The following is a 23,558-nucleotide window of genomic DNA, read 5'->3' as shown; positions in this document are numbered from 1 at the left end:
TGCCCCAAGGGCCTCTTCGCCGGCAAGCCGGCTCCTACAGGATGTATTCCCGCATACCGGTTCCTAGGTTTTCTTGACCCTGAACCAGGCCGCATACAGCGCCGGCAGGAACAACAGGGTCAGCGCCGTCGCCACGATCAGCCCACCCATGATGGCCACTGCCATCGGCCCGAAGAACACACTGCGCGACAGCGGGATCATCGCCAGCACCGCCGCCAGGGCGGTCAGCACGATGGGCCGGAAACGCCGCACCGTGGCTTCGATGATCGCATCCCAGGGCTTGTGCCCCGCCTTGATGTCCTGCTCGATCTGGTCCACCAGGATCACCGAGTTGCGCATGATCATCCCCGACAGGGCAATGGTGCCGAGCATGGCCACGAAGCCGAAGGGCTGGCGGAACACCAGCAGGAACAAGGTGACCCCGATCAATCCCAGGGGCGCCGTGAGGAACACCATGGCCGTGCGCGAGAAACTGCGCAGCTGGATCATCAGCAAGGTCAGCACCACCACGATGAACAGCGGCACGCCGGCCTTCACCGAGTTCTGGCCCCGGGTCGAGTCCTCGACCGTGCCACCCACTTCCAGCAGGTAACCATCGGGCAGCTCCGCGCGAACCGGCTCCAGGGTCGGCAGGATCTGCTGCACCAGGGTCGCCGGCTGCTCCTTGCCGTAGATGTCGGCGCGCACGGTGACGTTGGGCAGGCGGTTGCGGTGCCAGATCACCCCTTCTTCGAAGCCGTACTCCAGGGTTGCCACCTGGGACAGGGACACGCTCTGGCCATTCTCGGTAGGCACCGCCAGGCTCGGCAGCAACGACAGCTCGGTGCGTTCCTCGCGGGTGCCCCGCAGCAGGATCTCGATCAGCTCGTTGTCTTCCCGGTACTGGCTGACGGTGGAACCGATCAGCGAACTCTGGAGGAATTTCGACAGGTTGGCGGTGCTCACTCCCAAGGCCCGGGCCCGGTCCTGGTCGATGTTCAGGTAGACCACCTTGCTGGGCTCTTCCCAATCCAGGTGCACGTTGACCACATGGGGGTTCTCTCGCACCTTGGCCGCTACCTTGCGCGCCAGGGCGCGGACTTCCTCGATGTGCTCGCCGGTGACCCGGAACTGCACCGGGTAGCCCACGGGCGGCCCGTTCTCCAGGCGCGTGACCCGCGAGCGCAGCACCGGGAACTGCTCGTTGAGGGTTTCGATCAACCAGCCGCGCAGCTCTTCACGCTCCTCGATGCTCTTGGCCAGCACCACGAACTGGGCAAAGCTGGTGGCCGGCAGTTGCTGGTCCAGCGGCAGGTAGAACCGCGGCGAACCGGTGCCCACGTAGGCCACGTAGTTGTCGATGCCCGCATGCTCCTTGAGCAGGGCTTCCAGGCGCTTGACCTCATCGGCGGTGTTGCTCAGGGACGCGCCTTCCGCCAGCTTCAGGTCGACCATCAGTTCCAGGCGACCCGAGGCCGGGAAGAACTGCTGGGGAACGAAACGGAACAGCATCACCGAGCCTACGAACAGCAGGATGGTCAGGACGATCACCGTCTTGCGCCGCTCCACGCACCAGCCCACTACCCGCCGGACCCGCTGGTAGAAGGGTGTACCGTGGGGATTGGATTCGGCGCCGTGCTTGGCGGCGTGGATCTTCGCCAGGTCCGGCAGCAGTTTTTCCCCCAGGTACGGCACGAACACCACGGCTGCAATCCACGAGGCCACCAGGGCAATGGTCACCACCTGGAAGATCGAACGGGTGTATTCGCCCGTGCCGGACTGGGCCGTGGCGATCGGCAGGAAGCCCGCCGCAGTGATCAGGGTGCCGGTGAGCATGGGGAAGGCGGTACTGGTCCAGGCGAAGCTGGCGGCCTTGATCCGGTCGAAGCCCTGCTCCATCTTGATCGCCATCATCTCTACCGCAATGATCGCGTCGTCCACCAGCAAGCCCAGGGCCAGCACCAGCGCCCCCAGGGAAATCTTGTGCAGGCCGATCCCCAGGTAGTACATGGTGGCGAAGGTCATCGCCAGCACCAGGGGAATCGCCAGGGCCACCACCATCCCGGTCCGCACTCCCAGGGAGAAGAAACTCACCAGCAGCACGATGATCAGGGCCTCGGCCAGCACCCGGACGAACTCGCCCACCCCAGTCTTCACCGCCGCCGGCTGGTCGGACACCTTGCGCAGTTCCATCCCCGCCGGCAGGCTTTTCTGCAGGCGCGAGAACTCGCCTTCCAGGGCCTTGCCCAGCACCAGGATGTCACCCCCCTCCTTCATCGCCACAGCCAGGCCGATGGCGTCTTCACCCATGAAGCGCATGCGCGGCGCGGGCGGATCGTTGAAACCACGACGCACGTCCGCCACATCACCGATGCGGAAGGTACGACCGGCGACGCGGATCGGGAAATTGCGGATCTGCTCCACGGTCTGGAAATTGCCCGACACCCGCAGTTGCACCCGCTCGCTCGGGGTCTCGAAGAACCCGGCGGTGGACACTGCGTTCTGTTCTTCCAGGGCCTGTTGCACCGCCGCCAGGGGCAGGCCCAGGGTCGCCAGCTTGACGTTGGACAGCTCGATCCAGATTTTCTCGTCCTGCAGGCCCAGCAGGTCGACCTTGCCCACGTCCTTGACCCGTTGCAGCTGGATCTGGATGCGGTCGGCGTAGTCCTTGAGTACCGCGTAGTCGAAGCCCTGCCCGGTCAACGCATAGATATTGCCGAAGGTGGTGCCGAACTCATCGTTGAAGAACGGCCCCTGGATACCGGGCGGCAGGGTCTGCCGGATATCGCTGATCTTCTTGCGTACCTGGTACCACAGCTCGGGAACCTCGTTGGAGTGCATCGAGTCCCGGGCGATGAAGGTCACCTGGGACTCCCCCGGCCGCGAGAAGGACACGATGCGGTCGTACTCGCCCGTCTCCATCAGCTTCTTTTCAATGCGCTCGGTGACCTGGCGCGAGACTTCCTGGGCCGTGGCCCCGGGCCAGTTGGTGCGGATCACCATGGCCTTGAAGGTGAAAGGCGGATCCTCGCTCTGCCCCAGCTTGGTGTAGGACAGCGCACCGACAATGGCCAGCAGCAGCATCAGGAACAGAACGATCTGGCGATTGCGCAACGCCCAGGCGGAAAGGTTGAAACCCATCGGGGATTACTCCTTGGCCGCCAGATTGACCACGCGGTTGGAGCGATCCACCGGGCGCACCTGCAAGCCCTCATGGAGCACATGCACCCCCGCGGCCACCACCCAATCGCTGGCGCTCAGCCCTTCCAGCACCGGCACGCTCTTCTCGCCGAAGGCGCCGACCCGCACCGGGGTCTTGTGCAGGGTATTGTTGGCATCCACCCGCCAGACATAAGTCGCCCCGCCTTCCGCGGACAACGCCGACAGCGGCACCGACAGCGGCACCGCATCGCCGCTCTGGATGAACACCCGAGCACTCTGGCCCAGCTCGGCGGGAACCTTGCCGGCAGTGAAGGCAATACGCGCGGCGAAGGTCCGGGACTTGGGATCGGCAGCAGGCGACAGCTCGCGGATGCGCCCGTCGAAACGCTGGCCCGGCTGGGTCCAGAGCTCCACCGATACCGGCTGGCCGACCTTGAAGCGGCCGTAGTTCTGCTCGGGGAAGCTGATCAGCACCTCACGCTCGCCATCGGTGGCCAGGGTGAAGACCGTCTGCCCGGCCGCCACCACCTGCCCCACTTCCACCGCACGCTTGGCCACCACGCCGTCCTGCGGCGCGCGCAGCACCGCGTAGCCGGCCTGGTTGTTGGCCACATCGAACTCGGCCTTGATCTGCTTCAGGCGCGCTTCGCCGGAACGGTAGAGGTTCTCGGCGTTGTCGTATTGGGAATGGCTGACCATCTGCCGCTCCAGCAGGGTCTTGTAGCGATCACGCTCGGCGCGCACCAGGTTGAGGTTGGCGCTGGCTGCAGTGACCTGGGCCCGGGTGGCTTCAAGTTGCAGGCGCACGTCCTGCGGGTCGAGCTCCGCCAGGGGCTGGTTGGCCTTGACCCGCTCGCCCTCCTCCACCAGCCGTCGGCTGACCTTGCCGCCGATACGGAATGCCAGGTCCGGCTCATAGCGGGCGCGCACCTCGCCCGGGTAGCTGTCCGAAGCTCTTGCCGAAGGCTCTGGCTGGACCACCATGGCCGGCCGGATGCCAATTTGAACGGGCTCTTCGTGCCCACAAGCAGACAGAAAAAAAGCCAGGCTGACTGGCAAGGCATAGCGGAACATGGCGGCGACCTTTCGCTAATGGTGCTTGGAATATTTATACTGGCCGGTATGTTATTAATAGCAAACTCACCAGTCCAGTATTAACAGCGAAAAAATGTCCGACAATATTTCCGCAAACGTTGGGCCAGGCAGGCCCAAGGATCTGGCCAAGCGCCAGGCCATTCTCGAAGCAGCCAAAGTCCTGTTCTTGAGCAATGGCTACGCCAGTACCAGCATGGATGCGGTCGCCGCTGAGGCCGGGGTTTCAAAGCTCACGGTCTACAGCCATTTCAATGACAAGGAGACCTTGTTCACCGCCGCTGTGGTGGCCAAGTGCGAAGAACAGCTGCCCACGCTGATCTACGAACTGACCCCCGACACGCCGGTTGAGAATGTTCTGCTGAACATCGCCCGGGGCTTTCACCATCTGATCAACAGCGACGAGTCGGTGAACCTGCACCGCCTGATCATGACGCTGGGCAGCCAGGACCCCAAGCTCTCGCAGATCTTCATCGAGGCCGGTCCCGAACGGGTGCTGCTGGGCATGGAGCGGCTGCTGGCGAAGATCAATCAGTTGGGCACCCTGCGCATCGACAAGCCGCGCAACGCCGCCGAGCACTTTTTCTGCATGCTCAAGGGCGGGGCGAATTTCCGCCTGCTCTACGGCTGCGGCGAACCCTTGAGGGGCGCCGCCGCAGAGGAGCATGTGCAGGAAGTGGTGGCGCTGTTCATCCGCGCCTACCGGCCGTAGAAACCGGCAGGCGCAAGCGCTGGCTGATGTAGGAGCGGGCTTGCCAGCGAAGCGGACTGAAGACCGCCTTCGCCGGCAAGCTGGCTGCTACAGGGGGCTCAGGCCTTGAGGGCCTTCTTCGGGTAGATGTCGTAGCGGCTGGATTTGCCCTCCAGCCCATGGCTGGGCTTGGGCCCTTCGATGCACGGCGCCTTGCGCGGACGCTTGACCACCACCCGGTGGCTGGCCAGGGCCAGGGCCGCGGCGAGCAGGGCCGGGGCGTCGTTGTCATCGCCCACCAGTGGCCGGAACAAGCGCATTTCCTTCTTCACCAGGGCACTTTTCTCCCGATGGGGAAACATCGGGTCGAGGTAGATCACCTGGGGCGGTTCACCCTGCCAGTTGCGCATCAGCTCGATGGAATTGCCCTTGAGCAGGTGCATGCGGGCCACGATAGGCCCTACCTCGGCGTCCTGCGCAGCGCGGGCCAGGCCGTCTTCCAATAGCGCACCAATCAATGGCTGGCGCTCGATCAGGCTCATCTCGCAACCCAGGGTCGCCAGCACGAAGCCATCCTTGCCCAGACCGGCCGTGGCATCCAGCACCCGTGGTCGCACGCCCTGGGCCACGCCCACCGCCTTGGCGATCATCTGCCCGCTGCCGCCGCCGTACAGCCGCCGATGGGCTGCACCACCCTCGACGAAATCCACCCGTACCGGCCCGGGCGCGTCCGGCCCCAATTGCTGCAACTGCAGGCCCTGCTCCCCCACTTGCAAGGCGAACTCGGCCTCATCGACCTGCAGCGCCAGCCCCAGGCGCTCGGCCCATTGCTCGGCCGCTGGGGCGAATCCGGCGCCCAGGGCCTCGACTTTGATGCGGCAGGCTGCGGGTTGCTCATTCATCTGAAAACACACTCAAAAAATTAATGATCGGCAAAAACTGCCGATAACAGGACTATCGGCCATTTTGCCAGAGCTCAAGCGTCGACCGAGAGCAATGTCAGACATTCAACGCACATCGATAGGTTATATCTCGCCCCACGGCGACTATGGCCTGCGCAACTCCCAGGCACTGAGCGGCGTCAGCCATCTGTGGCAGGACTTCTTTGCCCAGGCCCTGGCCGAGCAACGGGGTGAAGGTGCGAGCGTTGAATCGGTACCGGCGGTGGCCATCGATGGCCCGGTTGAACCGGCTGGCGGCAGCGATGTGCTGGCGCAGATCGTCAACCAGCGTCATTGCGACGTGCAAGACACCGAGGTCCGCCCGCCGGAGCCGCTGTTCCTGCCTATCGCCGAGTTTGAAATGGACCTGCTGGATAAACCCGCCCCGCCCTTCCCGCCAGAAGAGATCGTGGCCCAACAGCGCCAGCAGGATTTCGAAAGTGGCTGGGTACGCCCGATCGTGCTCAACGCCGGCCAGCCGATTCCTGCTCCAGGCCCTGCGCCGGAGCCCCGCCCACTGCACCTGCCGATCGCCGAATTCGAACTGGACCTGCTGGACAAACCCGCCGAGCCGTTCCCGCCTCAGGAACTCATCGAGCAACAGCGGGCGATGGACTTCGATATCGGCTGGGCCCGCCCACTGATCCTGCAGAACCTGCGCATCGCCGCCTGAGCCCAGCCTCAGCGACACACCCACCAAGGCCCTACATCCAGATGAAAGTGGTTGCGATGGGCATTGTTGTAGTCCGGCCCCAGCACCACGTTGAACGCATCACAGGCGCCATCCCGGGCCAGGCGCAGAAACCGGCCTTCATTGCTGTCCTTGGGCCAATCCCGGAGCACGCTGATGCTGCGCCCATCCCCCAGGCGAAAGCCGGCGATGTCCAGGGCGTTGGCACTGGCATGCTGGCTGCGGGCACCGCTCTCGCGGCTGTACATGTTGCGACAGGCGAAACTGCCCAGGTGATCGACTCGCGCCACCCGCTGGCCGTACACCGCCTGCGCGGCCGACTGCAGGCCATGGCGCTCATACAGGGCAAAGGCCACCGCCAGCGGGCAACTGGCAAGAAAGCTGCTGCTCAGGGCCACGTCGCCACCCTGTACACGCAGGGTATTGCTCAATGGGCAAGCGACGTCCGTGCGGCTGTCGAGCTGGCGGCTGGTACGCAAACCCGAGCCCGCCAGCACCTGGTCGCACAGTTGCGGGTCATCCCGCAGCCGCGCCAGCTTGAAACGGGTCAACAGGTTGGGCTTGGCCCGCACGTCCAGCGGCGCCCAGGGATTCCAACTGTCCGCGACGGGCAACCAGCCCAGGCGAACACCGATCAACAACAGGGCGCCCAGCAACAACAAGGCGCCCAGGACTTTCACTACCCGCACAGACACTCCCGTTTCACGGCTGCTTGAACATTTGATTGATCTGCCCGAACGGCATCGCCCGGTCGGCAAAATCGAAACGCCCGTGGCTATGGATATCTAGCGCAGCCCGGTAGAAGGCTCCGTAAGCGGCCCGCGCCAGGGCCGAACCGACACTGATGCGCTTGACGCCCAGCTCCGCCAGTTGCGCCACGCTGAGGTTGAGGCCTCCCGACATCAGCACGTTCACTGGCTTGGGCGCCACCGCTCGCACCACCTGCTGGATATCCTCGGCACTGCCCAGGGCCGGGGCATAGAGCACATCGGCACCGGCCTCGGCAAAGGCCTGCAAGCGGCGAATGGTGTCTGCCAGATCATCACGCCCGTGCAGCAGGTTTTCCGCCCGGGCGGTCAGGGTAAAGGGAAAGGGCAGACTGCGAACGGCCGCCACGCAGGCCTCGATGCGTTCCACCGCCAGCTGGAAATCGTAGATCGGCTGCTCGGCATGGCCCGTGGCGTCCTCGATCGAAGCACCGACCACACCGCTGGCCGCCGCAAGAAGCAGCGCCTGGGCACAGCCTTCGGGGCTGTCGGAAAACCCGTTTTCCAGGTCCGCCGCCACCGGCAGGCTGCTGGCGCCGACGATGCTGCGCACGTTGTCCAGCGTGTCCTCCAGGCTGAGTGCACCTTCGGCATCCGGGCGCCCCAGGGAAAAGGCATAGCCGGCGCTGGTGGTGGCCAGGGCCTCGAAGCCGAGGCTGGCGAGCATCTTCGCCGAACCGGCATCCCAGGGGTTGGGAATGACGAAGGCTCCGGCACGTTCATGCAGGGCCCTGAAGGCAGTGGCTCGAAGGGTTTGCGCGTCCATTGGCTCGCTCCTGAAGAAGGCCGTGAAGGCGCTTCAGAGCAAGCCGAGTTGCTCCGCAGCGGGCTCTCTGTATAACTCAGGCAATGCGGGCAAGCCAGGCAAACGTTGCATCAGCCGGGCGTGAAAACGCCGCGCCAGTTCGGCCGCCAGACGGTTGTCCGAAGTGTGCAGGAACACGTAGGGCGTACGCCCCTCTTCGATCCAGCCGGCGACCTTGTCGATCCAGGGCTCAAGGAAAGGATCGTTGGCCTCAAGCTCCGGATGACCGATGAAGCGCACCTGGGGAAACTGGGTGAAGGCTGCGGGGCGCGGTGGCACCTTGGGCTTTTTCGACTGCGCATGCAGCACCGCAGGAGCGGTCGACGTGCAACTGAACAGGGCCCGCGGGTCGAGGCAGATGCGTTCCACGCCACGCTCGCGCAGCAGCCGGTTGAGCATGCGCTCGGCATCGCCCTTGGTGAAGAACTCCGGATGTCGCACTTCCACCGCCAGCGGCCGCTCCAGGCCATCGATGAACCCGGCCAGTTCCGCCAGACGCTGGGGCGCAAAGCTGGCCGGCAACTGCAGCCACAGCGGCGACACCCGCTCACCCAGGGGGCTGAGCAGCTGGATAAAGGACTCAGCGGCGCTCAACTGCTCGCGCAGGTCGCCGCCGTGACTGATGTCACCGGGGAACTTGGCGGTAAAGCGAAAGTGCTCGGGCATGATCTCGGCCCAGCGCTGCACGGTTCCGGGCGCCGGCCGTGCATAGAAGGTGGTATTGCCTTCGACGGCGTTGAAGACCTGGCAATACAGGCCGAGGAAATCATTGGGCCGGGCGTCTTCCGGGTACAGGTACTCACGCCAGGCGTTTTCGCTCCAGGAAGGACAACCGAGGAAATAAGGCAGCATCAGATATGCAGGTCGAGACCCACCACTTCCATATCCCAATCGACAAAGCCGGCGGTGGTCAGGTAGCTGGCCAGGGCGTTGGCCACGCTCTTTTTCATCGCCCGCTGGAAGATCATGTCCTGGGGGCGGGCGGGAAGATTGCCGGTGCGTGGGGAAGAAGCCTGGGAACGGCTCTGGGCCGAAGGCTCGGGCTGCACTTCAATCGCGTCGGCATCGTCCAGGGACTCGTCTACCAGCGCACGGCCTTTGCGAGGCTTGCGCTTGATGGGGTAGGACTGAGAGGAGATGCCGTCTATACGCATACAGAAAAGCCCGGGGTCGATGATGGCAATTTAGCGGCACCGCTTCGACTTAGCAAATGCCCAAGTGATAACTAGAACACAGAAAAGCCAAAAGGTTTAAAACCGGGCAGATTCAGGCTGAAAAAACGGACGATTGGCGGGCGTATGCAGGAGTTATCCGCATAACCGCGCACATTTGTTCTAGGTTCAACGGGCCTTGGGAGTAGCGACCTTGTCCCGCAGATAGACAGGTTGGGCCTGGTCGGCAACGATCGCCTCGCCGCGCTCCCAGGCAAATTGCGCCAGGGTCAGCAGGTCGACCGCATGCGGCAGCATGCCGGCGTCCTGGCCGCTGAGTTCGACGGCAATGCGCTCGCCATACCCCCAACCGGTGCCCGCACCGAACCAGTCGCCGCTGGAGCCTTCGGGCAGGGCCGCGACTTCCGGCGGCAATACCGCTTCCGCGCCCACCAGGCACATCTCGCCGGCAACTTCCTGGTAGCAGCCCCAATAGACTTCATCCATGCGCGCATCGATGGCCGAAGCCACCTGGGTCGCGCCATGCTCGCGCAGAGCCCGCTGGGCCAGCACCGCCAGGTTGGATACCGGCAGCACCGGGCGCTCCAGAGCAAAGGCCAGGCCCTGCACCACGCCGATGGCGATGCGCACCCCGGTGAAGGCCCCCGGGCCACGGCCAAAGGCAATGGCTTCGACCTGTTGCAAGGTCACCCCGGCATTGGCCAGCAGTTCCTGGATCATCGGCAACAGCTTCTGCGCATGCAGGCGCGGGATCACCTCGTAATGGCTCGTGACCTTGCCGTCATGCAGCAAAGCAACGGAGCAAGCTTCAGTCGCGGTGTCCAGGGCCAGCAAGGTGCTCATTCGGGGTTCCATAGGCATTGAAAAAAGTGACGCATTATAAACAGCAACGGCCCGCAAGCGGGCCGTTCAACGATCAAACGCTCAGGCAACTCAGCTCAGGGCTTCGAGTACCTTGCCGGTGATCACTTCCACCGAACCGACGCCAGGGATATGGCTGTACTTAGGCTTGCCCTGGGTGGCAGCCAGTTGCTGGTAGAACTCCACCAGCGGCTTGGTCTGCGAGTGGTAGACCGACAGGCGATGACGCACGGTTTCCTCGGTGTCGTCCTTGCGCTGCACCAGGTCTTCACCGGTGATGTCATCCTTGCCGGCGATCTTCGGCGGGTTGTAGACGGTGTGGTAGACCCGGCCCGAAGCTTCGTGCACACGGCGACCGGCGATGCGCTGGACGATCTCTTCGTCGTCGACGGCGATTTCCACCACGTTGTCCAGCTCGACACCGGCCTTCACCAGCGCTTCGGCCTGGGGAATGGTGCGCGGGAAGCCGTCGAACAGGAAGCCATTGGCGCAGTCGGCCTGGCTGATGCGTTCCTTGACCAGGTTGATGATCAGGTCATCGGACACCAGGCCACCGCTGTCCATCACGCTCTTGGCCTTCAGGCCCAGCTCGGTGCCGGCCTTGACCGCAGCACGCAGCATGTCACCGGTGGAGATCTGTGGAATACCGAACTTTTCGGTGATGAACTTTGCCTGAGTACCTTTACCGGCCCCGGGAGCTCCCAGCAGAATTACGCGCATCGATGTGCTCCTCAATTTTTTATTTAGAAACGCTCGGATTCGCCTCGTGGGGCCAATCTCAAAAATGGGGGTGTGGCCGCCCAAACGGCCAAAGGCTGATCAAGATACACAGCCGACACAGCGCACACAAGCAGTCGAAAGTCGGAGGAACCCGGCCCTTTTGTGCCCCATTGGCCGGGTAGAACAAGTCGCAACCCGACAACAAAGTGTCGCCAGATGAACCAGAACGACACCTCGCAATTGCCTTGATCGGGGCTGCCGCGCAGCTGGCCGGCAGCCCTCTCGCACCTCAGCCGGTATTGCGCAAGCCAGCGGCGATACCGGCAACGGAGACCAGCAACGCCTGTTCCACGGGGCTTCCTTGCGGCGCCTGCTGCTTGCGCGAGCGCGCCAGGAGCTCGGCCTGCAACAGATGCAGCGGGTCGAGGTAGGTGTTGCGCAGGCGGATGAACTCCAGGGTATCGGGGCTGTGCGCCAGCAGTTGCGACTGCCCGGTCAGGCCCAGGACCACCGCGCAAGCCTGCGACAATAGGTCGCGTAAATGCTCGCCCAACGGCAACAGTTCGGCCTCCACCAGGCGCTCGTCATAGGAGCGGGCGATATCCGCGTCGGCCTTGGCCAGCACCATCTCCAGCATGTCGATGCGGGTGCGGAAAAACGGCCATTGCTCACGCATCTGCCCCAGCAGGTCACCCTCGCCACGGGCCAGGGCCTTGCTCAAGGCCGCTTCCCAGCCGAGCCAGGCGGGCAACATCAGGCGGGTCTGGGTCCAGCCGAAGATCCAGGGGATCGCCCGCAGGCTCTCGATGCCCCCGGCACGGCGCTTGGCCGGGCGGCTGCCCAGCGGCAGGCGGCCCAGCTCCTGTTCCGGAGTGGACTGGCGGAAGTACTCGACGAACTGCGGATTGTCCCGCACCACCTCGCGGTAGGCCCGGACGCCATCGCTGGCCAGCTCGTCCATCAGGTGACGCCAGGCCGGCTGCGGTGGCGGCGGCGGCAACAGGGTCGCCTCCAGTACCGCGGCCAGATAGAGGTTGAGGTTCTGCTCGGCGATGTCCGGCAGGCCGAATTTGAAGCGGATCATTTCCCCTTGCTCGGTGGTGCGGAAACGCCCCGCCACCGAGCCCGGCGGCTGCGACAGAATGGCCGCGTGGGCCGGGCCGCCGCCACGCCCCACGGTGCCACCGCGGCCGTGGAACAGCAGCAGTTCCACCTGTTGCTCGCGGCAGATGTCCACCAGCCGCTCCTGGGCCCGGTACTGGGCCCAGGCCGCAGCCGTGGTGCCGGCATCCTTGGCCGAGTCGGAGTAGCCGATCATCACTTCCTGCGGCCCTTGCAGGCGCGAACGATAGCCCGGCATGTGCAGCAGTTTTTCCATCACCGGGCCGGCGTTGTCCAGGTCCGCCAGGGTCTCGAACAGAGGCACCACGCGCATCGGTCGCAGCACACCGGATTCCTTGAGCAGCAACTGCACCGCCAGCACATCGGAGGCCGCGCCGGCCATGGAAATCACATAGGAACCCAGGGACGCCGCTGGCGCACCAGCAATTTCGCGGCAGGTGGCGAGCACTTCGGCGGTGTCCGCCGAGGGCTTGAAATAGCCTGGCAACAACGGCCGACGGCTGCTCAGTTCGCGCATCAGGAAGGTGATGCGATCCTCCTCGCTCCAGTCCTCGTAACGCCCCAGGCCCAGGTAATCGGTGATTTCGGTCATGGCCGAGGTATGCCGGCTGGAATCCTGGCGTACATCCAGGCGCACCAGGAACAGACCGAAGGTCACTGCCCGGCGCAGACAGTTGAGCAGCGGCCCGTCGGCAATCACTCCCATGCCGCACTCGTGCAACGACTGGTAGCACAGCTGCAGCGGCTCCAGCAGGTCACGGTTGTTGTGCAACACCTCGGCGCCCGCCGGCACCGCCGCGCTGAGCGCCGCGTGGGCCCAGTTGCGGGTGGCCCGCAGGCGTTCGCGCAATTGCTTGAGCAGCGCCCGATAAGGCTCGGCGCTATCTCCGGCCCTGGCCAGGAGCGCCGGGCTGGCCTGCTGCATGGACAGCTCGGCCGCCAGGTGGTCGATGTCCCGCAGGTACAGGTCGGCGGCCATCCAGCGCGCCAGCAGCAGTACTTCGCGGGTTACCGCAGCGGTGACATTGGGGTTGCCATCACGGTCGCCGCCCATCCACGACGCAAAGCGGATCGGCGCCGACTCCAGCGGCAGGTGCAGCCCGGTGGCCTCGAACAAGGCCTTGTCGGCCTTGCGCAGGTAATTGGGGATCGCCTGCCACAGCGAATGCTCGATCACCGCAAAGCCCCACTTGGCTTCATCCACCGGGGTGGGTCGGGTCCGACGGATTTCCTCGGTGTGCCAGGCCTCGGCGATCAAGCGTTGCAGGCGCTCCTGGATCTGCCCGCGCTCGGCGCTGGTGAGGTCACGGTGGTCCTGGGCCGCCAGTTGCCCGGCAATCGCATCGTATTTCTGGATCAGGGTGCGGCGCGCCACTTCGGTGGGGTGAGCGGTCAGCACCAGCTCGATTTCCAGGCGCCCCAGTTGCCGGGCCAGAGCATCGGCGCTATGCCCTTCGGCCCGCAGGCGAGCCAGCAGCTCCGGCAGCACCCGAGCCTCGAAGGGTGCCGGCTGCGACTCGTCGCGGCGGTGGATCAACTGATACTGCTCGGCGATGTTCGCCAGGTTGAGGAACTGGTTGAAGGCCCTGGCCACCGGCAGCAGTTCGTCCTCGCTCAACTGGTCGAGGCTGGCGCTCAGCTCGGCCCCCGGCGAGCCCCGGCGATCGGCCTTGGCGCCTTTGCGAATCTGCTCGATCTTGTCGAGGAAAGCCTCCCCGTACTGGTCGCGGATGGTATTGCCCAGCAGTTCCCCCAAGAGGTGAACGTCTTCGCGCAAGCGCGCATCAATATCGGTCATCGAGGTGTTCTCCAGCGGACTCAAGGCGGCACGGAAGGCTCAAGAGTGCCGCCTGCACACCTCGCTTAGCAAGCGTGGGGCAAAGCGCACCAAACCTTCGGCGATGCAGCTAGTCTCAAGCATAGGCCGCACGAGGGCCGCCTACCGGCCCCGGCCGGTCCACTCAACCCAGCCTGCCACGAGCAGGTGTTCATTGAGGTCATCATGAAAATCCGTGAACTTGCGCAACACTGGGAAGAAAACGCCAAGGGTCGCCTGACCCGGACCGGCTACCGGATTCACCTGGATGTGGAAGCCGCCGCACGCCTGGCCGCCCTTTCCGAGATGTACCCCAAACGCCAGACCGAAGAACTGCTCGGCGAACTGATCGGCGCCGCCCTGGAAGAGCTGGAGGCGAGCTTCCCCTACATCCAGGGCCAGCACGTCGTGGCCACCGATGAAGAGGGCGATCCACTGTACGAGGATGTGGGACCCACCCCTCGTTTCCTGGCATTGTCGCGCCAGCATCTGCACCTGCTGGCGAGCCAGTCCGACAAGCCCAAGCACTGACCTTCCACACTCCCGCGGTCACCTGACAATCATCCTTCCCGGCCCTGCAAAGGGTCGGGGATACCCCTGCGCACGGCAAAAGTTCCCGATCTAGAGCCCTGTCCGATGCGTCAGATTTTTTTCCGGCCAATCGCCATCTTTCTCTGAACTATTCAAAAAAGCCTCGGGTCACACCCATTAGCCATCACTGGAACGGCCGTTTCAAATTTTGCCATCAGCGCTCGTCGTCACTGAAGCGTCACGGCGCCAGAACCAGGATGGATTTTGATGTTTTCCAGGAGTTACCCAATGGAGTTGAAGACCATGAAGATCAGCACTGCCAAATCCTCGTTCACCTCTCTGCGCGGGCTGAAGCTGGCCGCGCTGGCCCTCGGTAGCAGCATGGTTCTGGCCGGTTGTGCCGGGAACCCGCCCACCGAGCAGTACGCGGTCACGCAATCTGCGGTCAATAGCGCAGTGAGCGCAGGCGGTACCGAATTTGCTGCCGTGGAAATGAAGTCGGCGCAGGACAAGCTCAAGCAAGCCGAGATTGCCATGCACGACAAGAAGTACGACGAAGCCCGCCGCCTGGCTGAACAAGCCGAGTGGGACGCCCGCGTAGCAGAGCGCAAGGCCCAGGCCGCCAAGGCCGAGCAGGCGCTCAAAGACTCGCAGAAAGGCGTTCAGGAACTGCGTCAGGAAGGCATGCGTAGCGTGCAATAAGAAGCCGCCGCCGATTCCCACGTACTCGTATTTGATTGAAAGGACGAACCATTATGCGCAAACAATTGATGATCCCAGCCCTGTTGGCCATGAGCGTAGCCCTGGCGGCCTGCTCCACCCCGCCTAACGCCAACCTGGAAAACGCCCGCACCAACTTCTCCGCCCTGCAGGCCAACCCGCAGGCCAGCAAGGTCGCCGCCCTGGAAACCAAGGACGCCGCCGACTGGATGGACAAGGCCGACAAGGCCTACCTGAACAAGGACGACGAGAAGAAGGTCGACCAACTGGCCTACCTGACCAACCAGCGGGTTGAAGTGGCCAAGGAAACCATTGCCCTGCGCACCGCCGAAGCCAAGCTCAAGGACGCCGGCGACCAGCGCGCCCGCGCCATCCTCGATGCCCGCGACGCGCAGATCAAGCAGTTGCAGGACAGCCTCAACGCCAAGCAGACCGACCGCGGCACCCTGGTGACCTTCGGTGACGTGCTGTTCGCCACCAACAAGTCCGACCTGAAATCCAGCGGCCTGGTGAACATCAACAAGCTGGCGCAATTCCTCCAGCAGAACCCCGATCGCAAGGTGATCGTCGAAGGCTACACCGACAGCACCGGCAGCGATTCCTACAACCAGTCGCTGTCCGAGCGCCGTGCCGGCTCGGTGCAGATGGCTCTGATCCGCATGGGTATCGACCCGGCGCGCATCGTTAGCCAGGGTTATGGCAAGGAATATCCGGTGGCCGATAACGGCAGTGTTTCCGGCCGCGCCATGAACCGTCGCGTGGAAGTGACCATTTCCAACGACAACCAGCCGGTAGCACCACGTTCGTCGGTCAGCCGCAACTGATCGGGCACCCTGCCTATATAGGCAGGTAAGACAAAACGCCGCCGACCTCTTCAGGTCGGCGGCGTTTTTTTATGCCGTTATCCATGTAGGAGCCGGCTTGCCGGCGAACAGATCACTGTTCCAGTTGCGGGGTTTCCTGCCCCATGCAGCGCACAGCCTGCTTCTTCTTGTTCACCAGCACCCCGGTCAGGCCTTTCTGCTGGGTGTCGAACAGCACCAGTACACCGTCGATGCACTGGGCCACTTCATCGGCAGGTTGCAGGGAGATCTTGTAGTCCTCGCCGGGCACGGTCTTGAGCATGGTGAAGTCGCTGAGCAGCAATGCATCCTCCGGTTTGGCGAAGTGCAGGTAGCCGTAGTACCACAGGCTGCCCACGGTGACGATGATGCTGCAGATACCGGTGATGATCATGGGAATGGCGTTGCGTTCTTCACTCATTGCGGACTCTCTGGAGGTTCAACTGCTGAATTCGGGGGCGTCGGGTAATTGGGGATCTCCCCCAGGCGGCGCAACCCGTCGAAATGCTGCGGATCATCGAGGTAGCGCAGCATCACGCGGCGCCAGGTCGGATCGGCAAAGGTTTGCACATGACCGCCGCGGGTCAGCTGCAGGACCCTGGGCGGGGGCGCAGCTTGATACACACGGATGCCATTGGAAAGGGGCACGATGGGATCGTCGATGCTGTGGTAGATCAGTTTCGGTACCCCGGTCAGGCGCGGCATCGAGTGAATCGCGCTGTCGGCGTCCGGCACCAGCCACGACAACGGCACCTGCAACGGCCAGGTCAGCCAGGAAGTGCTCAGGGCATAGCGCCCGACATCGCGATAACTGGCCGGTACCCCATCGAGGACGATGGCCTTGAGCTGGGCCTGACGCTCGGGGTGCTGTACCAGGTAGTGGATGGCCAGGGCGCCGCCCAGGCTTTGCCCCAGCACGATCAATGGCTTGCCCTGCACTTCGGGTGCCTGGTCCAGCCACTTGAACGCGGCATCCAGATCCTGATAGATCGCCGGCAGGCTCGGTGCACCTTCGGACAGGCCATAACCGCGATAGTCCACCAGCAGCACCTGATAGCCCTGCTCCGGCAGCCACCAACTACCCCCCAGGTGCCAGGCCAGATTGCCGCCGTTGCCATGCAGGTGCAGCACCGTGCCCTTGACCGCCACTCCGGGTTTGGCCGGCAGCCACCAGCCGTGCAGCTTGAGGCCATCGGCGGTGGTCAGGGTCACGTCACGGTATTCAAGCCTGGCCCGCTCAGGGGTGAAAGGCAGCCCGGGTTCGGGATAGAACAGCAACGAACTGCAGCCCTGCAGGCCCAGCAGCAGGGCAAATACCGCGCAATACTTCAGTAGCCGGCTCATCCGCAGCCCCCTGGCCTGTACCCGGATGGGCGCTGAAGGCTCTGCGGGCCTTGTCGCAGCCTGTGCCAGTGGCTACAGCTGTCTGTGGATACGTCCATGTGCGCCCCCCGGCAGAAGTCAAAGAATGTTGGAGTAGTCCGCCTCGATCCGGTCCAGGCTCAGATGGTTGAGGAAGTTGGAGAAACACATCCAGGCCGACAGCGCGTTCATGTCGCGAAACTGTTCGGGCAGGTACTTGGGTGCCACCACCAGCCCTTCGTCCACCAGCTGGCGCAGGGTGCGCATGTCCTCGAGGGTGGTCTTGCCGCAGAACAGCAGCGGCACCTGCTCCAGCTTGCCCTTGCGCACAGCCAGCTGAATGTAGTTGTAAACCATGATGAAGCCCTTGAGGTAGGACAAGTCTTTGGTAAACGGCAGCCCCGTGGGCACCGACCCGCGGAACACCCGGCTGGCATTGCCGTAGCTCTCGGCCATCTCGAAGCCCTGCTCGCGGAAGAACTCGAACACCTGCAGGAAGTCCGCGCCCTCCTCCACCATATGGATGGCCCGGGTGCGGTTGGTCAGCTTGCGCAAGCGGCTGGGGTAAGAGGCAAAGGTGATGATCTCCATCAGGATCGCCAGCCCCTCCTGGGTCACTGTGGACGAGGGCGGGCCCTTGGCCAGGAAGGTGCAGATCGGCTGGTTGAGGCCGTTCAGGGTGGTGCCCACGTGCACCAGCCCCTCATGGACTTCCAGGGCTCGCACGTCACGGTTGTTGAACATCGCATCGCTGCGGATCTTGATGTAGTCGGCGCCCGCCGCGGCGTCGGCAACGATACCGTCGGACTCGAACACCCGGATGGTTTCCTCCGCCTCGCCGAACACCTTGTTCAGGCGGCTCTGCAGCAGGCTCACGGCATCCTTGGCACTCAGGGTCTTGGGTTCGTCCTTGAGATCGCCCCGACCGTCGATGTTGTTCAGGTAATCGGACATCATCAGCCCCAGGTCCGCCAGGGTCGGGTCGCCGGCATGGAAGGCATCGGATGCGGCGCCGTACAGCTCCTGCGAGATCAGGCCGAAGTCGCCGGTACCCCGTGCTTCGAGCATGCGCACCACCATGCGGTATTCCTTGCACATGCGGCGCATGATCTGCCCCACCGGGTTGAACTGGCCCAGTTGGCGGGTGATGTCGCGCTCGATGTTCTGGAATTCCAGCTTCACCGCGCCAGAATCGAAAGACAGTGGCCGCCCCTCGTAATAGGCGCGGTCCACCGCCGGCATTTCCTTGCCCTTGGCCTTGAGAAAGCCTTTGCGGACGTTCTCGTCCCACTTCACCGCATCCAGCACGCGGATCGGTGTCTGGGCCAGCACTATGCGATCGGACAAGGTGCGTATCGTCTGCTGGTAATCGTCCACCAAAAGCTCCTATTGAATGGGTCTGTAGCGCGGGGTCACTTGCCCACGCGCTTGAAGCGCGCCGCCTCGACGAACAAGTCGGAATTGGCGGGGTCGTCAAGGTAGGCGAAGACCTCGGGCAAGGGGCTGCTGATCAGCACGCCATCGCCTTCGGCCGTGGCCATGGGCTCACCGTTCAAGGCCTTTTGACCCAGGGCCTGGCGAATCTGTTCCAGGTCCAGGGTGTAAAGCACCAGTTCGTGCCTTGCCGTCAACTCGAAGCCGGCAATGCTGTAGTGCCCGCCAAAGGCCTGGGGCACCGCCGCCGACAGGTACCAGCGGTTGCCATGCCGGGACACGGTGAAATCATAGGTGTCTCGCGGGCGCGCCGTGCCGCCTGGGTAACTCGAGGCACGGTAGCGGTTGGCGCCGATCTGGCTGAGCTGGATGTTCAGCGGCTCGCCCCAGGCATTCTTGCTGGCCCACTTGCCCAGCAATTGGGCAGGCGCCGCCTGCGCAGCCGGCAGCGGCTCCTTGAAGGCCACCAGGCAACCGCTGAGCAGCAGGAACGACAGGGCAATCAGGACGCGCCAGGCTTGCATGCAACTCTCCCATGAACACCAGAATCACTGTAGCCGCTGGCGCGGGCCGCGACCGCCAGGCCGCAGCCGGCAAGCCAGGCCGGGCGGCTCAGACCGAAGCCAGAACCAGATGCATGTAGCGCGTGAGGATGCCGAGCATCTCTTCTTCCACCAGCGGCTCGGCGCCGTTGAGCAGGCCCTGATATTCCATCCGGCCGATTATCGACGTCAATACCTTGGCATCCTGCTGCGGCTCCCGCGAACCCAGGACCTGGAAAAACTGGCAAGTGCCGTGCAGCAGGATCTGCTGGTGCGAGCGCACCAGCTGCGCCAGGCGCGGGTTGAGCAAGGCTTCCTGGCGGAAGGCCTGTTCGGCCATCAAGTGTTCACGACGGGTACTCAACTGGCGCCGTACGTAATCGGCGGTCATACGCGCGATATCGTCGGCCAGTTGCGAGCGCGAGGCGGCGCTGCCGTCGCCATAGGCGACCATTTCCCGCAGCAGCCCCTCGTTGCTGGCCCACAGCTTGGCCATGAACGCCGCGCTGCGCTCCACGTACTGGGCGAAGGTATCGGTGAGCAGGTCATCGATATCCTTGAAGTAATAGGTGGTGGCCGACAAGGGCACACCGGCTTCGGCGGCCACCGCGCGATGGCGCACGGCCCGCACGCCGTCACGCACGACAATGCGCATGGCGGCATCGAGAATGTCCTGTCTACGCTGCTCACTGCCTTGGCGGCTGGCCTTGCGGCCCTGGTACTGAACACTTTCAGCCACCGCAGTGGCGATGCCAGCTGCACCTTCTTGAGCAATTGCGCGGTTCACGACAGGTATTCCCTCTTAAAAATCACACAGAATTAGAAGCGGTACGTCAGTTCCAACCAGACAATAAAAAGCCGCCTGATAAAGGCGGCTGATTATTCAGAGCACTTAAGCTTGCGGCCGCATGTGCGGGAACAGGATCACATCGCGAATCGACGGCGAGTTGGTCAGCAACATCACCAGGCGGTCGATACCGATGCCCTCGCCGGCGGTGGGCGGCATGCCGTATTCCAGGGCACGGACGAAGTCGGCGTCGTAGTGCATGGCTTCGTCATCACCGGCGTCCTTGTCCGCCACCTGGGCCATGAAGCGCTCTGCCTGGTCTTCCGCGTCGTTCAACTCGGAGTAGGCGTTGGCGATTTCGCGACCACCAATGAACAGCTCGAAACGGTCGGTGACGTTGGGGTTATCGTCGTTGCGACGGGCCAGCGGCGACACTTCGAACGGGTACTGGGTAATGAAGTGCGGCTGCTCCAGCTTGTGCTCCACCAGTTCCTCGAAAATCATCACCTGCAACTTGCCCAGGCCTTCGAAGCCCAGCACCTTGGCACCGGCCTTCTTGGCGATGGCGCGAGCCTTGTCGATGTCGTTCAGGTCATCAGCGGTCAGTTCGGGGTTGTACTTGAGGATCGAGTCGAACACCGACAGGCGCGCGAACGGCTCGCCGAAGTGGAACACCTTGTCGCCGTACGGCACGTCGGTGCTGCCCAGGACCAACTGCGCCAGTTCGCGGAACAGTTCTTCGGTCAGGTCCATGTTGTCTTCATAGTCGGCGTAAGCCTGGTAGAACTCCAACATGGTGAATTCAGGGTTGTGACGGGTCGAAACACCTTCGTTACGGAAGTTGCGGTTGATCTCGAACACTTTCTCGAAACCGCCAACCACCAGGCGCTTCAGATACAGTTCAGGGGCGATACGCAGGAACATTTCCATGTCCAGCGCGTTGTGGTGGGTTTCAAACGGCTTGGCCGCAGCGCCGCCAGGGATGGTCTGCAGCATCGGCGTTTCGACTTCGAGGAAGTCGCGCTTCATCAGGAAGCTGCGGATGTGGGCGATCACTTGCGAACGCACGCGGAAAGTCTGGCGTACTTCTTCGTTGACGATCAGGTCGACGTAGCGCTGACGGTAGCGCTGCTCGGTGTCGGTCAGGCCGTGGTGCTTGTCCGGCAGCGGGCGCAGCGACTTGGTCAGCAGGCGCACATTGGTCATTTCAACGTACAGGTCACCCTTGCCGGAACGGGCCAGAGTGCCTTCGGCAGCGATGATGTCGCCCATGTCCCAGGTCTTGACGGAGGCCAGGGTTTCTTCGGACAGGGTTTTACGGTTGACGTAGACCTGAATGCGACCGGTCATGTCCTGGATCACCATGAACGAGCCACGGTTGAGCATGATGCGACCGGCAACCTTGACCGGGATTGCAGCCTCTGCGAGCTCTTCCTTGGTCTTGTCCGCGTATTTCTTCTGCAGATCTTCGCAGTAGTTTTCGCGGCGGAAGTCGTTCGGGAAGGCATTGCCCTTGGCGCGCTCGGCAGCAAGCTTTTCCTTGCGCAGGGCGATCAGGGAGTTTTCTTCCTGTTGCAGGGCTTGCGGGTCGAGTTGTTGGTCGCTCATGTCTTTTGAAATTCCATCACAGGTTCATTGCCCCCAGGCCTTCGGCCTGGAGATCGCCGGCAAGCCGGCTCCTACGGGATCGCACCGTGTCAGCCGATCCCGTATTGCAGTATTACAAGCCCGATTTCAGGCTGGCTTCCAGGTATTCGTCGATGTCGCCGTCGAGTACCTTGTCGCAGTCGCTGCGTTCGATGTTGGTGCGCAGATCCTTGATCCGCGACGCATCGAGCACGTAGGAGCGGATCTGGTGACCCCAGCCGATGTCCGACTTGGTGTCTTCCAGCGCTTGCGACGCGGCGTTGCGCTTCTGCATTTCCTGCTCGTACAACTTGGCCCGCAGCATTTTCATGGCGGTGTCCTTGTTGGCGTGCTGGGAACGTTCGTTCTGGCAGCTGACCACGGTGTTGGTCGGTACGTGGGTGATACGTACGGCCGAGTCGGTGGTGTTTACGTGCTGACCACCGGCACCGGAGGAACGATAGGTGTCGATCCGCAGGTCTGCCGGGTTGATTTCGATTTCCACCTTGTCGTCGATCTCGGGCGAGACGAAAACGGCGGAAAACGAGGTGTGGCGACGGTTGCCGGAGTCGAACGGGCTCTTGCGCACCAGACGGTGCACGCCGATCTCGGTGCGCAGCCAGCCAAAGGCGTATTCGCCCTTGATGTGCACGGTCGCACCTTTGATACCGGCGACTTCACCGGCCGACAGTTCCATGATGGTCGCGTCGAAACCGCGTTTGTCGGCCCAGCGCAGGTACATGCGCAGCAGGATGTTGGCCCAGTCCTGGGCCTCGGTGCCGCCGGAGCCGGCCTGGATGTCCAGGTAGGCGTTGTTCGGGTCCATTTCGTGGCTGAACATGCGGCGGAATTCGAGCTTGGCGAGGTTTTCCTCGAGACGGGCCAGCTCGGCGACGACATCGCCCACCGCGCCTTCGTCCTCTTCCTCGACCGCCATGTCCAGCAGATCGCGGCAATCGGCCAGGCCGCCGTTCAGTTCGTCCAGGGTCTCGACGATCTGTGCCAGCGCTGCGCGCTCGCGGCCCAGTTCCTGGGCGTATTCGGGTTTGTTCCAGACACTCGGATCTTCAAGCTCGCGATTGACCTCGGTCAGACGCTCATGCTTTTGATCGTAGTCAAAGATACCCCCGAATAGTTTCGGAGCGCTCGGACAGGTCCTTGATGGTGTTCAGGATCGGGTTGATTTCCATGGGGGGCGGCACTCGTTGGCGAACTTTTGAAAGCCGGAGATTATAACGGAATCACTGATTCACGGCAGCCCGCTTAGCGGCTTTAAGCGCAATTAGACCCGCTAATTTAAGCGCCAGGACCTATACAATCCGAGCGTGAATGCCACTTCTCGCACTCGATTGCCAGCAGAACCAGGAAACAGCCCGCCATGGAGAGAACCCTCAGCGACTCGCAAATCCGCTACATCAAGGCCCGCGAGCGTCGCAATCTCAGGGGAGCACAGGCATTCATATGCCTGTTCCTGAGCCTGTTCGTGCTGATCCTGCTGCAAGGGGTCTGGCTGTTGATCTCCCCACAACTGGCCTGCGCCCTGCTGGTGCCGTGGGCGATCTTCCTGTGGTGGTGGGTCTTGCATCGTCTGAAAGGCCAGCAAAGCGAGGTGGCAGCCCGGACCCAGTGGCTGCAAGGCCAATTTAGTGCCACCTGGGTCTCCAGCCACAGAAATGGCCACTTCAGCTACAGCTTCGGTGACTACCCCATCGCCGCCTGCTGCCGGCTGAACAACCTCTTCAACGAGAAAAGGCTCGACCTGCACACCCGATACAGGGTCGAAGCCGCCCTTCTCACCTGCTCGCAAACCGCGAGCCACAGCTACTACCTGTTCGGCGACACCCTGGTCACCGTCCCTCGGGACCCGGCGACCGACGAGCAGCCTGGAAGCTGAG

General features: G+C 63.3%; 23 protein-coding genes. 6 read left to right on the top strand and 17 right to left on the bottom strand.

Annotated elements, in window-relative coordinates:
• Positions 1-63: 63 nt before the first annotated feature.
• Positions 64-3,120: an efflux RND transporter permease subunit gene (locus tag PFLCHA0_RS05880; RefSeq protein ID WP_015634320.1), complete on the bottom strand. Its 3,057-nt coding sequence runs from the start codon at positions 3,118-3,120 to the stop codon at positions 64-66.
• 6 nt (positions 3,121-3,126) lie between these two features.
• Positions 3,127-4,215 carry an efflux RND transporter periplasmic adaptor subunit gene (locus tag PFLCHA0_RS05875; RefSeq protein ID WP_011059505.1) on the bottom strand — a complete coding sequence of 363 codons (1,089 nt, stop codon included), beginning with the start codon at positions 4,213-4,215 and terminating at the stop codon, positions 3,127-3,129.
• A 94-nt stretch (positions 4,216-4,309) separates the two neighbouring features.
• On the opposite strand from PFLCHA0_RS05875, the gene PFLCHA0_RS05870 reads away from it, so the two are divergent.
• On the top strand, positions 4,310-4,945 hold the full coding sequence (locus PFLCHA0_RS05870; RefSeq protein ID WP_015634319.1) for a TetR/AcrR family transcriptional regulator: 636 nt from the start codon (positions 4,310-4,312) through the stop codon (positions 4,943-4,945).
• 98 nt (positions 4,946-5,043) lie between these two features.
• On the opposite strand, the gene PFLCHA0_RS05865 is transcribed toward PFLCHA0_RS05870, so the two are convergent.
• Positions 5,044-5,826, bottom strand: coding sequence for a class I SAM-dependent methyltransferase (locus PFLCHA0_RS05865; RefSeq protein WP_011059503.1), 783 nt, complete (start codon positions 5,824-5,826; stop codon positions 5,044-5,046).
• Between the two features lie 94 nt (positions 5,827-5,920).
• Between PFLCHA0_RS05865 and PFLCHA0_RS05860 the strand changes: the two genes are divergently transcribed.
• The gene (locus PFLCHA0_RS05860) at positions 5,921-6,538 is read left to right on the top strand and encodes a hypothetical protein (protein ID WP_015634318.1); all 618 of its coding nucleotides are present in this window, start codon (positions 5,921-5,923) and stop codon (positions 6,536-6,538) included.
• A gap of 8 nt (positions 6,539-6,546) precedes the next feature.
• Here PFLCHA0_RS05860 and PFLCHA0_RS05855 read toward each other — a convergent pair whose 3' ends face one another.
• The 7 genes from PFLCHA0_RS05855 to ppc all read right to left on the bottom strand — a co-directional run bounded on the left by PFLCHA0_RS05855 (position 6,547) and on the right by ppc (position 13,801).
• A complete protein-coding gene (locus tag PFLCHA0_RS05855; RefSeq protein WP_015634317.1) occupies positions 6,547-7,245 on the bottom strand; it encodes an extensin-like domain-containing protein in 699 nt (232 codons plus the stop codon).
• Between the two features lie 13 nt (positions 7,246-7,258).
• Positions 7,259-8,089 (bottom strand): isocitrate lyase/PEP mutase family protein, encoded by an 831-nt coding sequence (locus tag PFLCHA0_RS05850; protein WP_015634316.1) that lies wholly within the window; start codon positions 8,087-8,089, stop codon positions 7,259-7,261.
• Between the two features lie 33 nt (positions 8,090-8,122).
• Positions 8,123-8,983: a DUF72 domain-containing protein gene (locus PFLCHA0_RS05845; protein ID WP_026020060.1), complete on the bottom strand. Its 861-nt coding sequence runs from the start codon at positions 8,981-8,983 to the stop codon at positions 8,123-8,125.
• Positions 8,980-9,282, bottom strand: coding sequence for a hypothetical protein (locus tag PFLCHA0_RS05840; RefSeq protein ID WP_015634315.1), 303 nt, complete (start codon positions 9,280-9,282; stop codon positions 8,980-8,982). Before PFLCHA0_RS05840 ends, PFLCHA0_RS05845 begins: the two co-directional genes overlap by 4 nt.
• A 186-nt stretch (positions 9,283-9,468) precedes the next feature.
• A complete protein-coding gene (gene tsaB / locus PFLCHA0_RS05835; RefSeq protein WP_041751973.1) occupies positions 9,469-10,143 on the bottom strand; it encodes a tRNA (adenosine(37)-N6)-threonylcarbamoyltransferase complex dimerization subunit type 1 TsaB in 675 nt (224 codons plus the stop codon).
• A 90-nt stretch (positions 10,144-10,233) separates the two neighbouring features.
• Positions 10,234-10,881 (bottom strand): adenylate kinase, encoded by a 648-nt coding sequence (gene adk / locus PFLCHA0_RS05830; RefSeq protein WP_015634313.1) that lies wholly within the window; start codon positions 10,879-10,881, stop codon positions 10,234-10,236.
• A 289-nt stretch (positions 10,882-11,170) separates the two neighbouring features.
• Positions 11,171-13,801, bottom strand: a complete 2,631-nt coding sequence (gene ppc, locus PFLCHA0_RS05825) for a phosphoenolpyruvate carboxylase (RefSeq protein WP_041751972.1) — start codon at positions 13,799-13,801, stop codon at positions 11,171-11,173.
• Positions 13,802-14,005: 204 nt separating this feature from the next.
• On the opposite strand from ppc, the gene PFLCHA0_RS05820 reads away from it, so the two are divergent.
• From PFLCHA0_RS05820 to PFLCHA0_RS05810, 3 genes are all read left to right on the top strand, one after another.
• Positions 14,006-14,350, top strand: coding sequence for a hypothetical protein (locus PFLCHA0_RS05820; RefSeq protein WP_015634311.1), 345 nt, complete (start codon positions 14,006-14,008; stop codon positions 14,348-14,350).
• Between the two features lie 288 nt (positions 14,351-14,638).
• A complete protein-coding gene (locus PFLCHA0_RS05815; RefSeq protein WP_011059493.1) occupies positions 14,639-15,052 on the top strand; it encodes a DUF4398 domain-containing protein in 414 nt (137 codons plus the stop codon).
• A gap of 53 nt (positions 15,053-15,105) precedes the next feature.
• On the top strand, positions 15,106-15,894 hold the full coding sequence (locus PFLCHA0_RS05810; protein ID WP_011059492.1) for an OmpA family protein: 789 nt from the start codon (positions 15,106-15,108) through the stop codon (positions 15,892-15,894).
• A gap of 112 nt (positions 15,895-16,006) precedes the next feature.
• Here PFLCHA0_RS05810 and PFLCHA0_RS05805 read toward each other — a convergent pair whose 3' ends face one another.
• From PFLCHA0_RS05805 to prfB, 7 genes are all read right to left on the bottom strand, one after another.
• Positions 16,007-16,333, bottom strand: coding sequence for a hypothetical protein (locus PFLCHA0_RS05805; RefSeq protein WP_011059491.1), 327 nt, complete (start codon positions 16,331-16,333; stop codon positions 16,007-16,009).
• The gene (locus PFLCHA0_RS05800; RefSeq protein ID WP_015634310.1) at positions 16,330-17,256 is read right to left on the bottom strand and encodes an alpha/beta hydrolase; all 927 of its coding nucleotides are present in this window, start codon (positions 17,254-17,256) and stop codon (positions 16,330-16,332) included. The genes PFLCHA0_RS05805 and PFLCHA0_RS05800 overlap by 4 nt, the downstream gene beginning before the upstream one ends.
• A gap of 117 nt (positions 17,257-17,373) precedes the next feature.
• Positions 17,374-18,651, bottom strand: coding sequence for a flavohemoglobin expression-modulating QEGLA motif protein (locus PFLCHA0_RS05795; protein ID WP_011059489.1), 1,278 nt, complete (start codon positions 18,649-18,651; stop codon positions 17,374-17,376).
• Positions 18,652-18,686: 35 nt separating this feature from the next.
• Entirely contained in the window at positions 18,687-19,232 is a 546-nt protein-coding gene (locus PFLCHA0_RS05790; RefSeq protein ID WP_015634309.1) for a hypothetical protein, read from the bottom strand.
• An 88-nt stretch (positions 19,233-19,320) separates the two neighbouring features.
• Positions 19,321-20,037 (bottom strand): TetR/AcrR family transcriptional regulator, encoded by a 717-nt coding sequence (locus PFLCHA0_RS05785; protein WP_011059487.1) that lies wholly within the window; start codon positions 20,035-20,037, stop codon positions 19,321-19,323.
• 105 nt (positions 20,038-20,142) lie between these two features.
• On the bottom strand, positions 20,143-21,645 hold the full coding sequence (lysS, locus tag PFLCHA0_RS05780) for a lysine--tRNA ligase (RefSeq protein WP_011059486.1): 1,503 nt from the start codon (positions 21,643-21,645) through the stop codon (positions 20,143-20,145).
• A 112-nt stretch (positions 21,646-21,757) separates the two neighbouring features.
• Positions 21,758-22,853 (bottom strand): peptide chain release factor 2 gene (gene prfB, locus PFLCHA0_RS31625; protein ID WP_100255254.1). Its coding sequence is split into 2 segments (ribosomal slippage): positions 21,758-22,780 and positions 22,782-22,853, totalling 1,095 coding nucleotides; the frame shifts between segments, so codons are not numbered across the junction.
• A gap of 188 nt (positions 22,854-23,041) precedes the next feature.
• Here prfB and PFLCHA0_RS05765 point away from each other — a divergent pair.
• Positions 23,042-23,557 carry a hypothetical protein gene (locus PFLCHA0_RS05765; RefSeq protein ID WP_015634307.1) on the top strand — a complete coding sequence of 172 codons (516 nt, stop codon included), beginning with the start codon at positions 23,042-23,044 and terminating at the stop codon, positions 23,555-23,557.
• The last annotated feature ends 1 nt before the right edge of the window (position 23,558 follow it).

It is taken from the genome of Pseudomonas protegens CHA0, from assembly GCF_000397205.1.
Taxonomy (GTDB): domain Bacteria; phylum Pseudomonadota; class Gammaproteobacteria; order Pseudomonadales; family Pseudomonadaceae; genus Aquipseudomonas; species Aquipseudomonas protegens.
Note: the sequence above shows the minus strand (reverse complement) of the source record. Positions and strands in the feature narration are given on the sequence as shown.